At 69.1% G+C, this 12492-nt stretch carries 18 protein-coding genes and 1 other RNA gene; 10 read left to right on the top strand and 9 right to left on the bottom strand.

The features are described from left to right. Window positions 1-18: 18 nt before the first annotated feature. Window positions 19-270, top strand: coding sequence for a hypothetical protein (locus ACWZJV_RS04585; RefSeq protein ID WP_008357952.1), 252 nt, complete (start codon window positions 19-21; stop codon window positions 268-270). A 25-nt stretch (window positions 271-295) separates the two neighbouring features. Here the strand turns inward: ACWZJV_RS04585 and ACWZJV_RS04580 are convergent, their stop codons facing one another. From ACWZJV_RS04580 to ACWZJV_RS04570, 3 genes are all read right to left on the bottom strand, one after another. Continuing rightward, a complete protein-coding gene (locus tag ACWZJV_RS04580; protein WP_457180385.1) occupies window positions 296-1294 on the bottom strand; it encodes a trypsin-like peptidase domain-containing protein in 999 nt (332 codons plus the stop codon). Between the two features lie 97 nt (window positions 1295-1391). After that, window positions 1392-1865 (bottom strand): hypothetical protein, encoded by a 474-nt coding sequence (locus ACWZJV_RS04575; protein ID WP_457180384.1) that lies wholly within the window; start codon window positions 1863-1865, stop codon window positions 1392-1394. Then, window positions 1856-2425 carry an RNA polymerase sigma factor gene (locus ACWZJV_RS04570; protein ID WP_008357948.1) on the bottom strand — a complete coding sequence of 190 codons (570 nt, stop codon included), beginning with the start codon at window positions 2423-2425 and terminating at the stop codon, window positions 1856-1858. The genes ACWZJV_RS04575 and ACWZJV_RS04570 overlap by 10 nt, the downstream gene beginning before the upstream one ends. Before the next feature lie 180 nt (window positions 2426-2605). On the opposite strand from ACWZJV_RS04570, the gene ACWZJV_RS04565 reads away from it, so the two are divergent. From ACWZJV_RS04565 to ACWZJV_RS04540, 6 genes are read left to right on the top strand one after another with little or no spacing between them, the layout of a single operon-like run. Continuing rightward, entirely contained in the window at window positions 2606-3085 is a 480-nt protein-coding gene (locus ACWZJV_RS04565; protein WP_196873511.1) for an Asp23/Gls24 family envelope stress response protein, read from the top strand. A gap of 2 nt (window positions 3086-3087) precedes the next feature. Further along, a complete protein-coding gene (locus tag ACWZJV_RS04560) occupies window positions 3088-3417 on the top strand; it encodes a hypothetical protein (RefSeq protein ID WP_008357944.1) in 330 nt (109 codons plus the stop codon). Window positions 3418-3439: 22 nt separating this feature from the next. Next, complete coding sequence (locus ACWZJV_RS04555) at window positions 3440-3616, top strand: hypothetical protein (protein WP_008357942.1); 177 nt, start codon at window positions 3440-3442, stop codon at window positions 3614-3616. 25 nt (window positions 3617-3641) lie between these two features. Further along, entirely contained in the window at window positions 3642-4019 is a 378-nt protein-coding gene (locus tag ACWZJV_RS04550) for an Asp23/Gls24 family envelope stress response protein (protein WP_457180383.1), read from the top strand. Next, the gene (locus tag ACWZJV_RS04545) at window positions 4016-4615 is read left to right on the top strand and encodes a DUF6286 domain-containing protein (protein ID WP_457180382.1); all 600 of its coding nucleotides are present in this window, start codon (window positions 4016-4018) and stop codon (window positions 4613-4615) included. The genes ACWZJV_RS04550 and ACWZJV_RS04545 overlap by 4 nt, the downstream gene beginning before the upstream one ends. Next, on the top strand, window positions 4612-5196 hold the full coding sequence (locus ACWZJV_RS04540) for a hypothetical protein (protein WP_457180381.1): 585 nt from the start codon (window positions 4612-4614) through the stop codon (window positions 5194-5196). Before ACWZJV_RS04545 ends, ACWZJV_RS04540 begins: the two co-directional genes overlap by 4 nt. A 119-nt stretch (window positions 5197-5315) precedes the next feature. On the opposite strand, the gene ACWZJV_RS04535 is transcribed toward ACWZJV_RS04540, so the two are convergent. Next, window positions 5316-6110, bottom strand: coding sequence for an IclR family transcriptional regulator (locus ACWZJV_RS04535; RefSeq protein WP_457180380.1), 795 nt, complete (start codon window positions 6108-6110; stop codon window positions 5316-5318). A 159-nt stretch (window positions 6111-6269) separates the two neighbouring features. On the opposite strand from ACWZJV_RS04535, the gene ACWZJV_RS04530 reads away from it, so the two are divergent. Continuing rightward, on the top strand, window positions 6270-7070 hold the full coding sequence (locus ACWZJV_RS04530) for a maleate cis-trans isomerase family protein (RefSeq protein WP_457180379.1): 801 nt from the start codon (window positions 6270-6272) through the stop codon (window positions 7068-7070). A gap of 13 nt (window positions 7071-7083) precedes the next feature. Then, complete coding sequence (locus ACWZJV_RS04525; protein ID WP_457180378.1) at window positions 7084-8433, top strand: SLC13 family permease; 1350 nt, start codon at window positions 7084-7086, stop codon at window positions 8431-8433. 89 nt (window positions 8434-8522) lie between these two features. On the opposite strand, the gene egtD is transcribed toward ACWZJV_RS04525, so the two are convergent. The 5 genes from egtD to ACWZJV_RS04500 form a co-directional block, all read right to left on the bottom strand. Beyond that, window positions 8523-9530 carry an L-histidine N(alpha)-methyltransferase gene (gene egtD / locus ACWZJV_RS04520; protein ID WP_457180377.1) on the bottom strand — a complete coding sequence of 336 codons (1008 nt, stop codon included), beginning with the start codon at window positions 9528-9530 and terminating at the stop codon, window positions 8523-8525. After that, window positions 9527-9997, bottom strand: a complete 471-nt coding sequence (locus tag ACWZJV_RS04515; protein ID WP_457180376.1) for a hypothetical protein — start codon at window positions 9995-9997, stop codon at window positions 9527-9529. Before ACWZJV_RS04515 ends, egtD begins: the two co-directional genes overlap by 4 nt. Further along, the gene (egtB, locus tag ACWZJV_RS04510) at window positions 9994-11250 is read right to left on the bottom strand and encodes an ergothioneine biosynthesis protein EgtB (RefSeq protein ID WP_457180375.1); all 1257 of its coding nucleotides are present in this window, start codon (window positions 11248-11250) and stop codon (window positions 9994-9996) included. Before egtB ends, ACWZJV_RS04515 begins: the two co-directional genes overlap by 4 nt. A 160-nt stretch (window positions 11251-11410) precedes the next feature. Continuing rightward, an RNA gene (rnpB, locus tag ACWZJV_RS04505) (RNase P RNA component class A) lies at window positions 11411-11760 on the bottom strand. Between the two features lie 14 nt (window positions 11761-11774). Next, entirely contained in the window at window positions 11775-11966 is a 192-nt protein-coding gene (locus ACWZJV_RS04500) for a DUF1918 domain-containing protein (RefSeq protein ID WP_196873524.1), read from the bottom strand. An 88-nt stretch (window positions 11967-12054) separates the two neighbouring features. Between ACWZJV_RS04500 and ACWZJV_RS04495 the strand changes: the two genes are divergently transcribed. Beyond that, window positions 12055-12477: a tetratricopeptide repeat protein gene (locus ACWZJV_RS04495; RefSeq protein ID WP_457180374.1), complete on the top strand. Its 423-nt coding sequence runs from the start codon at window positions 12055-12057 to the stop codon at window positions 12475-12477. Window positions 12478-12492 lie beyond the last annotated feature (15 nt).

The raw sequence follows: 12492 nt of genomic DNA, 5'->3' as shown, positions 1-12492 counted from the left end.
CTGGCGTAGCCTGAAGACATGAGCGACGACGACCTGTACGGCGAGATCCCATCTCTCGATGAGCGATCCCGGCGCGCTCTGATGGTCGCCGAGAAGTGGATCGGGGAGGGCATCGCGGGGGTCGCGATCGGTGCCGCCGAGGATGGCGGACCGGCGGTGGTGGTCTACGCCCTCGACCCGGCCTCGGCGGCGGTGCGGTCGCTGCCCGAGGAGTGCGAGGGCCTGCCGGTGCGGGTGGAGACCGGAGACGCCTTCAGGACCGAGGACTGACGGCATCTCCGGGTCCGTGGGTCGATCACGGCCAGACACGCACTCCGAGGGAGAGCTGGACCAGCGCGATCGGGTTCAGGATCGTCGCCACGCTCGATCCGGCGAAGAGCAGCCCGACCGGGTTGTTCTGCAGGTCGAGCACCATCGAGCCGGAGTCGCCGCCGGCTGACATGTTGGTCGTGATGATCTGGTTGCAGAACTTCGCGACCTTGCCGGCGCCGTAGTTGACGTTCACGGTCGCCGCGACGGCGGTGACCCGGCCGGTGGTGAAGTTCGTGGTGCGGCCGGTCTTCTTGAGGAGCATGCCGACGGTCGCGGCCTTGGCGGCAGTGGCCGGGTAGCCGTTCCAGTAGACGTCGCGGTCGATGACGTGGAAGGGCACCTCCGCGACCGCGGCGTCCACGTAGTTGCAGGACCCGTCGAACCTGATCGGTACGAACCGGGCCAGCCGGCCGATCACGTCCGCCGGTGCCGTACCGCCGTCGAACGGGCCGGGCTGCAGGATCGGGTCGCCGATGCTCGCGTCGTTGGAGTTCGCGAGCACGTGGTTGTTGCTCAGGATGTAGTAGCGCGGCGGGATCCCCGGGAAGGTCCTCAGGTCGTACGCGCCCGCACCGATCGTGCCGGCGGTGATCTTGTAGTGCCCGACGCTGAACCCCGGACGGGCCGGCCGGATCCGGAGCGCCAGGGTCTGGGCATCGACCTCCTGGGTCTCCATGAGCTGCTGGCTGCCGCCGGCGAACAGATGCCCCACCTCGAGGACGTCGGTCGGCGTGCCGTCCACCGTGTCCGGGACGGTGTCCGCGTCGCTGACCAGCTCGGTCGGCATCTTCTGGCTGACCAGCACCATGACGCTGGGCGTATCGGTCTGCTCGCCGTCGGTGATCTTGAGGCCGACCCCGACACCGACCACGTTCTCCATGCCGAGCAGCTCCTCCTCGACCGACGCCTTCGACTCGGCGACGGCCGTGAGCTCCTCGGGCACGGCATCCGACTGCGCCATGAACAGATCTTCGTTGTCCATGTTCGTTCCCCCTGTCGGCTCCAGGTCCTGGACCGTCCAGAACGACGACCGGAGCCTTACTTGGAGGAGTGCGACCGGAAGGGCGCTGATACGCCGGTCAGGTCCGGTTCGGGTCGCCTCGGGTGACGTCGACGTACTCGATCTCGATCGCCGAGAGGTCGATGCCGGGAGCGGGCCCGAGGAGGGTCGTGACGATGTCGAGGATCTGCGGGCGCAGGGTGTCGGCGAGGGGGTGGAGCTCGACGCCGTACCTGGCGACGAGCCGGATGTCGATGCCGGTCAGGCGGCCCTCGTCGACGTGGAGCTCGATGTTGTCGGGCGCGTGGGTCGGGTGCTCCTGGAGGAGCCGGCGCAGCGCCGCGCTGACGACGCGCGCGGAGACGAAGGTCGCCGAGCTTTGCTCGTCGCGCGCGGAGATGCCCTGCTCGGTGAAGGTCAGGATCGGCTCGGAGGGGACGACGACCCGGCGCACGCGCGCCATGATCGACTCGGCAAGGTCGACCCAGCCTGCGGGCTCATCGGCTCGGGCGGCGCGGACGGCGCGACCGAGGGGGCTGGGATCTAGCGCCATCGTGCCATCCTCTCCGCGAGTGTGCGTCGACCGCGGTAGAGGTGTCCGCGGACGGCGCCGATCGGCATGGCCAGGGCGATGGAGATCTCCTCGTAACTCATCTCTTCGACCTCCCGCAGCAGCCAGGTCGCCCGTTGATGCCACGGTAGTTCATTCAATGCTAGCTGCAGCGCCTCGAGCAGCTCGGCGTCCAGTACGGTCTGCAGCGGGTTGTCCGCAGCGGGCGGGGTGAGCCTGGACATCAGCCCGTCGTCGATCGGGGTCGCGCGTCGATTGCGCTGGAGATCGGCCGCGCGGCGGTGGACGAGACGGAACAGCCACGTACGCAGGGAGGAGTGCCCCGCGAAGCCGGACAGGCTCCGCCACGCCGAGACGAACGCCTCCTGGGTCGCCTCGGCGGCGTCCGTGGCGTCGCCCACCAGGCGAAGGGCGTAGCGATACATCGCCGGGCCGTGGCGATCGACGATCTCCCGGAAGGCCTCCTGATCGCCCAGGCGGGCCGCGCGCACCAACGCCTCGTCCGTCGCCGACGGCTCAGCTGTCGCCTGCGGTTCCGACATCGCCCCCGAGTTTCTCTTCTGCCGCCCACGCAAGGGCAGCGTTCCGATACGAGGGAAGTTCTACCACCTCCAAGCAAAGAGATGTGATCCAGAACACACCACAATTTCTGTGACACATCGGTGGGACGTCGCGACCAACCAGCGTCAGCAAGACCGAACACGATCAGGAAGGTTCTTCTCATGACGCAGACGAAGTCCGGCGACACGAGCTCGACGACGAACGGCGCCGGTGGTCAGGCGGAGCGGAGCGACTCGGGTGCACTGGTGAGTGAGTACGGGCGTACGTCGATCGCCGACACGGTGGTCTCGAAGATCGCGGGCATCGCTGCTCGGGAGATCAGCGGCGTGCACGACCTCGGCGGCGGCGCGGCGCGTGCGGCAGGGGCGATCCGCGAGCGGATCCCGGGTTCGCGTACGAACCTCGGCCAGGGCGTCGCGGTGGAGGTGGGGGAGCGGCAGGCTGCCGCCGACCTCGACATCGTCGCCGAGTACGGCACCTCGATCCCCGACCTCGCGTCTGCGATCCGTCGCAACGTGAAGGCGTCGGTGGAGCGGATGACCGGCCTCGAGGTCACCGAGGTCAACATCACCGTGCACGACGTCTACCTCGAGGACGAGAGCGGCGACGCCGACCAGGATGCCGCCCGGCGGGTGGAGTGACCGTGACCGCCGACGCCGACCCACAGGGCCACGACGGCGCTGAGCCGGAGGTCGTGGACGTCGTCGCGGCCGCCGTGCTCGCGGTGCCCGGCGTCCACGACCTGCACGCCGGCGCCGGGGAGGTGGCCACCTACCTTCCCGGGCGCCGCGTCAACGGGGTGAGGCTGCGCGAGCCCGGCTGCGCGATCCACGTGGTTCTCCACTGGGGCGCACCGGTCCTCGGCACCACCGACGCGATCCGCGATGCCGTCCGGCCGTACGTGTCGGGCCCCGTGGACGTCACGGTGGAGGACATCCTCGCGCCCGACAGCACCGGCTCGGCCCCGCTCTGACCCTCAGAAGGAGAGAAACGTCATGACCAACTCGACACTCGGCCTGGTCGCCGGACTGTTGCTCACGATCGCCATCGTCACCGGTGGCCTGGTCGGCCTGTTGCTGGCCATCGTGCTGGGCGGGGCCGGCTACCTCATCGGCGGCCACGTCGACGGTGAGCTCGACGTCCGCAGCCTGCTGCGAGGACGTCGTGGTTGAGGCCCCGGTGCGTCCGAGGCAGCTCGTGGACGCAGACACCGAGACCGCTGACCCGACGGAGGACCGCGGGACCCTGGACGTCCGCAACAAGGCCCTCCAGCGGATCATCGAGCACGTCGCACTGAAGGTCCCGGGCACGGTGGTTCATCGCAGTGCCCTCGGCCGCGTCACCGGCTCGGCGTTCCCGAAGGCCGACATCACGGCGGAGGGCCGCGCCGTCCGGGTGAAGCTCGACGTCGCGATGGCCTGGCCCGGCAACGTGTCCCGCATCGCCACCACAGCCCGCGACGCCGTACGCCACGAGGCGTTCCGGCTCTCGGGCATCGAGGTCCGGAGCGTGGACGTCACCGTGCACGCGGTCGACCCGTCGGCCGCCGAGGACACCGGCAGGAGGGTGGAATGAGCACGCAGACCATCGAACCGACGGTCGAACGGATCGTCCGTCCCGCGGCGCCACGCACCCAGCCGCGCCGTGCGCCCGTGGTCGTCCCGACGGCCATCGTGCTCGCCCTGGTGCTGATCGGGGTCGCCGTGGTCGCCGTCCGTGAGCTATTGGTGAGCCAGGGATGGGCGGCCGGCTCCCCGGTCGTCCCGGACCTGGTCGCCGGCCTCGACGGGGTCGGCCCCTCGGTCGGGCTCGCCGCCGTCGGCGGAGCGATCGCCCTCGTCGGGCTGGTGGTGCTCTGGCTCGCGCTGCGGCCCGGCCGGCGTACGCACCTGCGGGTCGCGGGCGATGCCGATCTGTGGCTCGCGCCCGGCGCCGTCGCGGCCGTGGCCCAGGAGACCGCCGACCGGCTCCCCGGGGTCATGTCGGCCGACTCCTCGCGCAGCACCCGGCGTCGCACCGTCGTCGACGTCGTCGTGGGCGCCCGCAGCACCCCTGACGGTCCCCAGGAGGCTGCCGCCGTGACCGAGCACGTGAGAGCCGTCCTCGACGACGAGGTCGGCCGGCTGACCGGGACCCGCATCAAGGTACGTGCCACGGAGGTGCCCCGATGACTCCCCGCGTGATCAGGTTCGACCGGGCGATGACCCTGCTCGTGGCGGTGCTCGTGATCGCCCTGGGTCTGCTGATCGTCGACTGGCACTACCAGTGGGTGCTCCGGAGCTACCCGGCCGAGCTGTCCACCCGCCCGGCGAGCGACATCGTGACCTCAGACTGGTTCCCCTGGGCGTTCGCCGCCGTGGGCATCCTGCTCGGCCTCATCGGCCTGGTGTGGCTGCTGTCGCACCTGGGCCGGCGCGGTCCCTCGACCCTGCGGCTCGACGCGAGCGACCAGACCGGGCGCGTCCAGGCCGACCTGCGCTCGATCGCCGATGCTGCCGCCACCAGGCTGGATAGCCTGGCCCCGCTGACCGGAGTCACCGGGACGGTGGTCACCATCCGGTCGCGGCCGGTGATCCTGCTGCGAGGTCGGATCGACCCTGCAGCCGCCGTCGAGCCGGTCGCCGACGCCGCCGAGATCTGCGCCCGGGACGTCGCCGCAGCGTTCCCCGACGACTCGATCACCTGCCGCGTCCTCGTCGACCCGCCACGGCGGGGGAGGGGCCGCCAGCAGTCGCACGTACGCGTGCAGTGACAGCTGCTCGATGCCCCTGATGGCGTCGCGACCCCGCGCGGGGGCGAGGTCGCGCCGTCGCCAGGGGCATCGAGCAGTTTCGCGTGATCACCCTGGGCCGCGACGCGTCGTCTACACCGTTACACCGTCTCCGGTAGTGGACCGTCGTCGAAACCGAGCTGCTCGCTGGCGTCGCGTGCCGCCCGCAGGACGGGCTCTACGAGATGGTCCACCGCCTCGGGCGTCACCCGCTGTGTCGGGAAGCCCAGGCCGATGACGGCGGCGAGCCCTCGAGCGTGGTCGAAAACGGGAGCGCTGATCGAGGCGACGTCGGGGTGTCGTTCCCCGAAGGCGGCGAAGTAGCCCTGCTCGCGTGCCGTGGCGACCTGCTCGTCGAGCAGTTCCATGCTGCCAGGGGTGCTCGACGTGAACGTCGTCAGCTCGCCGCTCTTCTCCAGATCTGTCCGTGCCTCGGGGTCGAAGGCCAGGAAGATCTTGCCCGGAGCGCCTGCGTGTATCGGCATCACCATGCCGACCATGAAGGGACGGATGACGACGTGCCTCGTCTGGGCCACCGCGACGACGGTCCGATGGATTCCGTCTCTGACATAGAGGCATGCGGTCTCGCCGGTCTCGTCCCGAAGACGCGTGAGGATCGGTTGGACCACACGCACCATGTCCAGACCGAGGGTGCCCGGCGCAGCCCAGCGAACGAGCGCGATGCCGATGCGGTAGCGGTCACCGTCGCGGTCCAGAAACCCCTCGTTGGTCAGGTCCTGCACCAGGCGCTGACACGTGCTCGACGGCAAGCCCGTCTTGCGCAGGATTTCCTGGAATGTGGGATCGGGTGCGTCTATCGAGAAGCAGTCGAGGATGCGGACGATCTTCCCGAGGACCAGGGTGGAGGACTTTCGGTCGCGCTCGTCTGCAGTCATGCCACATTCCGCCCTTCAGAGGTAAGCCGACAGCCCACATCGTAGGACACCGCCCCACTATCTGGGTCTAGTGGTTGACATCACACCCATGTCGCCTGCATCGTGGGTTCCGAACCCAGAATGTGGGTTCGCGTCCCTACAACAGTTTCGGAGTGACACATGACGACTGGAGTCCCCAGCTCAGTTGCTGACAGTTCTCGGATCGGGCTGATCGTCCCGAGCTCGAACATCACCATGGAGACCGAGCTTCCGGAGCTGTTCCGTCGGCAGTCGATGACCACCGGACACCGCTACACCTTCCACTCGGCGCGGGCGACGCTGAAGAGCGTCACCAGGGAAGAGCTGCTGGCGATGGTCGACAAGGCGGCGGACTGCGCGGTTGCTGTCTCGGACGCGGACGTCGACGTCATCGCGTACGCGTGCCTGGTGGCCGTGATGGCCCAGGGGCCAGGTGCTCACGTCGGCTCGGAGACGGTCATTCGAGAGGCGGCGGCGGGAAACGGCATGCCGGCAGGCGTCACCAGCAGCGCCGGTGCGCTCGTTCGGACCCTCGAGGCCATCGGCGCGCGCAACGTGGCAATGGTGGCGCCGTATATGAAGCCGCTGACGAAGATGGTGAGTGACTACATCGAAGGTGCCGGCTTCTCGGTGGTCGACGCCACCAGCCTGGAGGTCTCGGACAACCTCGCCGTGGGCTGCCTCGACCAGCGCAACCTGCCGGCCATCGCCCGCGAGCTCCGATACTCCGAAGCCGACGCCCTGGTCCTGTCCGCATGTGTTCAGATGCCGTCGCTCCAGGCCGTCCAGGTGGTGGAGGACGAGCTTGGTCTGCCCGTCATCACCGCCGCGACGGCCACGACGTTCGAGATCCTTCGGACCCTGGGTCATCAGCCGGCCATCGGCAACGCGGGGCGGCTGCTCGAAGGGTCCCTCGTCGCGACACAAGCTCGCAACGGGTGAGGCGAGCGCCGACATGACACTGTCCCTCGTTGCATTTCTCGTACTGATCGCGGCCTTCGCCGTGGGCTGCTTCACCCGCATCAACGCCGGCCTCCTCGCCCTCGTCGCGGCGTTCGGTGTAGGTAGCCTCATCGGCGGCCTGTCGCTGGACGATGTGATGGCCGGCTTCCCGACCGAGCTCCTGCTGATTCTGGTGGGCGCGACCCTGCTCTTCGGGATCGTCAGGCACACAGGCACCATCGACCTGCTCGCATACTGGGCCGAACGGCTCGCCAACGGTCACCGTCTGCTCGTGGCGGTGCTGATGTTTCTTCTCACCGCGCTGCTTGCCTCGGCAGGGGCGTTCACTCCGGCCGCCATCGCGATCGTCGCGCCCGTCGCCTTGGCGCTCGGCTCCCGGTTCGGGATCAGCACGCTTGCGATGGGCCTCGTGGTGATCCAAGGGGCTAACGCCGGAGCGTTCTCTCCGGTCAATCCGTTCGGTGCTCTGGCCAATGTCATGCTGGACAAGGCGGGATCACCAGACGGCACGCTGAAGCTCTACGTGTACTGCTTCCTCTTCAACGCCGTCCTCGCGGTCATCGCCTATGCCTGCGTGCAGACGCTCGTTCGCCGCCGCACGGCGGCGCGCGCCGACGGCCGTCCGGCCGAAGTTGGAGGTGACCTGCAGACATCCGAGGCATCTCGTGGCGACGTCGGCGGTGGAACCGGCAGTGCTGTGCTCACCGGCCCGGCCAAGACCGAGGTCTCGCCCCAGAAGGTGGAGGTCACACCCATGCGTGTTCTCAGCCTGGTGAGTGTCGGGGCGCTTCTCGTCCTCACAACGGTCTTCGGGCTCGACGTCGGATTGGCTTCGATCGGTCTTGCTGTCCTCCTCATCGTGGTCAACCCCGACGTTCAGAAGCCGACCATCGACACCATGCCGTGGTCTGCGATCCTCCTGGTGACCGGCATCGTGACCTATGTCGGGATGCTCGAATCGGTGGGCGCGCTCGAGGACCTCCAGGCGGGCATCGAGAGCCTGGGCAGCGGCTCCATCGCCGCGCTCATCACCAGCTACGTCGTAGGCCTCGTGTCCGCCTTTGCCTCCACCACGGGCACGCTCGGCGTGATCAGTCCCGTCGTCGTTCCGATCGCCGCGGACCCCACTCTCACCGCGATCGGCGTCGTCACGGCGATCTCCATCAGCTCCTCCGTGGTCGACACGAGCCCGATGTCGACGAGCGGTGCACTGCTCATGGCCAGCGCCAAGCCCGACGAGGAACGACTGTTCTTCAGATCTCTCCTCCTGTGGGCGGTCGTGATGATCGCCGTGGTTCCACTGGTTGCCTGGCTGGCCTTCGTGAAGCTCGGCATCGCCTAGACGCGCTGATCGCCACGTCGTGGGCGACGGAGCGCCGCCCTGGGTCCGGGCTACCCCGAAAGCGACAGGTTGGACCCAGGGCGCAGCGCTCAGCGCTTGGCCAGCACCAGCGCGTACGCCTCGTCCGGGTCGGTCCACCAGCGGAGGTCGTGGAAACCCGCCGCCTCGAGCTCGTCAGCGATGCTGTTCCGGCGGAACTTGCAGGACAGCTCGGTGAGGAGCTCCTCGCCCTCGTCGAACTTGATGACGAGGTCGAGCTCGCTCAGCTCCACACGGGCGGACTCCTGGGCGACGAGCCGCATCTCGATCCGTTCCTCCTCGGTGTTCCACCGCGCCAGGTGCCGGAAGTCGTCGGGGTCGAAGTCGGCGCCCAGGCTGCGGTTGAGGACGCGTAGCGCGTTGAGGTTGAACTCGGCGGTCACGCCGGCGGCGTCGTCGTAGGCGGCGACCAGCTGGCCGGGGTCCTTGACCAGGTCCAGCCCGAGCAGCAGACCTTCCCCGGGCTGCATGGCGGCGGCCACCGATCCCAGGAACCGTTCACGTCCGGGACGGTCGTAGTTGCCCAGCGTGCTGCCGAGCAGTGCGATCAGCCGGCGTCCCGGGGTCGGCAGCTGCCCGAGGTGCTGGTCGAAGTCGGCGACGACCCCCTCCAGAACCAGCCCGGGCCGCTCCTCGGCGAGTGCGTCCATCGCCTGGGTGAGCGCGCTGGCGCTGACATCGACGGGGACGTACGTCGTCAGTCGGCCGGTCCGCTCCAGCGCATCGAGCAGGAGCCTCGTCTTCTCCGAGGAACCCGATCCGAGCTCGAGGAGCACCTCGGCGTCGGAGGCCTCGGCGATGTCGCGCGCGTGCTCGGTCAGCATCGCCCGTTCGGTGCGCGTCGGGTAGTACTCGGGCAGCCGGGTGATCTCCTCGAACAGCTCCGAACCACGCTGGTCGTAGAAGTACTTCGGTGGAAGCCATTTCGGCGACGCGCTCAAGCCGGTGCGGGCGTCCTCCGCGAGGCTCTGCCGCAGGTCCTCGGCGGTCAGCAGGGTGGTGATCCTGCCCCGGGCTGGTGTGCTGGAGGCGGTCCGGCCGTCGATGTCGAGGGTCACGTGAGGGTCTCCTTCGGGTTGTGACGAGGTGTGTCGAGCCGCCACCAGGTGGGCCCGCACGGGCTGAGGACGCCGATGGTGCGTGGCGGGATCGTGGTGGACGGAGCGCCTGGGAGCGGGCGGTGGCTGACGACGTACTCCCAGGCCGCGGGTTGGATGAGGTGGCTGCCCTCGTCCCCGGTCAGCAGGGCGAGGTCCTCCCCGTCGCTGAGGAGGACCGAGAAGCCGCCGACCTCCAGCTCGTTGGCCATCTGGACCACGGCCGAGCCGACCGGCAGGCGCTCCTGCTGCGCCTTCTCGAGGATGAGGGGCCAGGAGGTGTCGATGGTGCCGTCGACCGCGACGGTCCAGGTGCCGAGTCGGAGCGGCGCCGGGCAGTCGTCATGCGGGCAGGCCCAGTCGGCGTGGGTCCGGGGCGGTCCGAGGATGCCGCGGTGGGCGCACGGGATCGCGGCGGACCAGGTCACGCACGACGCCCGTCGTCGGCGAGCCGGAGCCCGGTGACGGGCCAGCGCGCGCCGGGCGGGAAGAAGTTGCGGTAGGAGGCCCGGGTGTGTCCCGGCGGGGTGAGCGCGCAGCCGCCGCGGAGCACCATCTGGCTCGACATGAACTTGCCGTTGTACTCGCCGATGGCGCCGGCGGCGGGATGGAAGCCCGGGTAGGGCAGGTAGGCCGAGGAGGTCCACTCCCAGCAGTCCCCGAAGAGCTGTCGCAGGCCGCCGGTCGCCGGGCCCGCCGCACGTGGGTGGAAGCTGTCCCGGTCGGCGAGGTTGCCGGACACCTCGTAGGTGCGGGCGGCGTGCTCCCACTCGGCCTCGGTGGGGAGGCGCTTGCCGGCCCAGGTGGCGTACGCGTCGGCCTCGTAGTGGCTCAGGTGGCAGACCGGCAGCCCCGGGTCGAGCGGTGTCGTTCCGTGCAGGGTGTGCTCGCACCACACCCCGTCGGCCTGGCGCCAGTAGAAGGGCGCCTCCCAGCCCTCGGCGTTGACCCGCGCCCACCCGTCCGAGAGCCACAGCTCGGGACGTCGGTAGCCGCCGTCGGCGATGAACTCCAGCCACTCGCCGTTGGTGATCAACCGGTCGGCGAGCCGGTACGGCTCCAGCCACTGCTGGTGGCGTGGCAGCTCGTTGTCGAAGCAGAAACCACCGCCCTCCGAACCGATCTCGACCAGGCCGCCCTCGATGTCGACCCACCCCAGCCGGTCGGTCCCGGCGCCAGCGACCGGGCTCCCGGCGTACGTCGGCTGCAGCGGGTTGAGCGACAGCACGTGCTTGATGTCCATGAGCAGCAGCTCCTGGTGCTGCTGCTCATGGTGGAAACCGAGCTCGATGGTCGGGGCGAGCTTGGCGAAGGTGCCCTCGTCCACGCGGTCGAGCAGGTCCCTGACCCGGTTGTCGACGTTGCGCCGGTAGTCGCCGACCTCGTGTGCGCCGGGGCGGCTGATCACGCCACGCATCGGCCGCGCGTACCGGGGCCCGACCTGCTCGTAGTAGCTGTTGAAGAGGAACCAGTACTGGTCCTGGAACGGTGTGAAGCCGGCCTCGTTCTCGGCCAGCACGAAGGTCTCGAAGAACCAGGTCACATGCGCGCGATGCCATTTGGTGGGGGAGACATCCGGCATCGACTGGACCGTCTGGTCCTCGGGTGAGAGGGGTGCTGCGAGGCGTTCGGTGTCAGCCCGGACTTCGTCGAAGCGGGCGATCGCGGTGGTCGGGTCCATCTCACGTCTCCTGTCGGGTCGTGCGGGGAGTACCAAGCAGCAGCACGGCGATCGCGCCGCTTGCTACGAACTACTCTGCCTGGTCGCCCAACCCGCGATCCGAACTCCGGGTGTCGGCAACAGCACGAGGCAGCCCGACGGCAGGCCGGGCCGGTGAGAGCGAACGGGCTGGCCTGTAAGCCGGGTTCTGTGATCGGCGACCATCCATCTCGGACCATCGTTGCCGATGGCCTCTAGCAACCTACCCGCATGCTCGGGCGGACAGCCCTCGAGCGCATGCTGTCTGGTCTTGCTCCGGGTGGGGTTTACCTAGCTCCTCGTGTCACCACGAGGACTGGTGGGCTCTTACCCCACCGTTTCACCCTTACCGCTACCTGGAGGGTAGAGGCGGTCTGTTCTCTGTGGCACTGTCCCGCGGGTCACCCCGGGTGGCCGTTAGCCACCACCCTGTCCTGTGGAGCCCGGACTTTCCTCGACGTATCTCTACGACGCGATCGCCCGGCCAGCCCGTCCGCAGGAAAAGTCTAGTGCGAGGCGGGCTCGATGTGGGCATCCGGACCGGGGAAGACGAGCGACTCGTGGTCGCTGTCGCTCCAGCGTACGAGGTAGGGCGGGCTGCCGTCGGGGTGGCTGACCTCGATGATCTCGGCCTCCCGGACGTGGTCGCCGACGTGCTGGCCCATGACGACGAGGTGGTCACCGACTGATGCGTGCATGCGCGTTCACCTCCTAACCGTCACCATGGTGCTCCCATCGCGGGCTCGGATGGAATACCGTGGTGGGGTATCACGTTCGGAGGGTGTGATGACTGAGAACGAGTTCGAGTACGTGGCCCCGGCGATCGTCTTCCCGGGCCAGGCTGCCCACGAGGCGGCCTACCGCACGGCGCACGATCTGCTCTCGCGCCGTTTCCCGGTCGAGGCGCTGGAGATCCTGGAGCCGGCGCTCGCCGACGACCCCGACAACATCGGGCTGCGCAGCATGCGCGCGTGGGCCTACATGCTCCGGGCCCAGCTCGCCAAGGCCGAGTCCGAGCTGCGCTGGCTCGTCGAGCGCGACCCCAGCGACGCCTGGAGCCAGCACTCGCTCGGCCGCGTGCTGGAGCGCCAGGACCGCCTCGCGGACGCCCTCGGCCCGCTGCGCCTGGCGGCCGTGATGAGCGACGACTACGACCATCACGCAGCCGTCTACCGCGTACGCAACCGGCTGGCCCAGCGCGAGGAGTGAGCGTGGGGTGAGAGG

This window comes from Nocardioides sp. WG-D5, assembly GCF_054031175.1.
The sequence above is the reverse complement of the archived record's forward strand: the minus strand, read 5'-3'. Positions and strand labels throughout refer to the sequence as shown.

Excerpts from the sequence above, each read along its gene's own strand:
- ACWZJV_RS04570 (WP_008357948.1), bottom strand. The coding sequence starts at position 2,425 with ATGTCGGAACCGCAGGCGACAGCTGAGCCGTCGGCGACGGACGAGGCG.
- ACWZJV_RS04525 (WP_457180378.1), top strand. The coding sequence starts at position 7,084 with ATGACACTGTCCCTCGTTGCATTTCTCGTACTGATCGCGGCCTTCGCC.
- ACWZJV_RS04535 (WP_457180380.1), bottom strand. The coding sequence starts at position 6,110 with ATGACTGCAGACGAGCGCGACCGAAAGTCCTCCACCCTGGTCCTCGGG.
- ACWZJV_RS04575 (WP_457180384.1), bottom strand. The coding sequence starts at position 1,865 with ATGGCGCTAGATCCCAGCCCCCTCGGTCGCGCCGTCCGCGCCGCCCGA.
- ACWZJV_RS04540 (WP_457180381.1), top strand. The coding sequence starts at position 4,612 with ATGACTCCCCGCGTGATCAGGTTCGACCGGGCGATGACCCTGCTCGTG.
- ACWZJV_RS04495 (WP_457180374.1), top strand. The coding sequence starts at position 12,055 with ATGACTGAGAACGAGTTCGAGTACGTGGCCCCGGCGATCGTCTTCCCG.
- ACWZJV_RS04565 (WP_196873511.1), top strand. The coding sequence starts at position 2,606 with ATGACGCAGACGAAGTCCGGCGACACGAGCTCGACGACGAACGGCGCC.
- egtB (WP_457180375.1), bottom strand. The coding sequence starts at position 11,250 with ATGGACCCGACCACCGCGATCGCCCGCTTCGACGAAGTCCGGGCTGAC.
- ACWZJV_RS04555 (WP_008357942.1), top strand. The coding sequence starts at position 3,440 with ATGACCAACTCGACACTCGGCCTGGTCGCCGGACTGTTGCTCACGATC.
- ACWZJV_RS04580 (WP_457180385.1), bottom strand. The coding sequence starts at position 1,294 with ATGGACAACGAAGATCTGTTCATGGCGCAGTCGGATGCCGTGCCCGAG.
- ACWZJV_RS04500 (WP_196873524.1), bottom strand. The coding sequence starts at position 11,966 with ATGCACGCATCAGTCGGTGACCACCTCGTCGTCATGGGCCAGCACGTC.
- ACWZJV_RS04530 (WP_457180379.1), top strand. The coding sequence starts at position 6,270 with ATGACGACTGGAGTCCCCAGCTCAGTTGCTGACAGTTCTCGGATCGGG.
- ACWZJV_RS04545 (WP_457180382.1), top strand. The coding sequence starts at position 4,016 with ATGAGCACGCAGACCATCGAACCGACGGTCGAACGGATCGTCCGTCCC.
- ACWZJV_RS04585 (WP_008357952.1), top strand. The coding sequence starts at position 19 with ATGAGCGACGACGACCTGTACGGCGAGATCCCATCTCTCGATGAGCGA.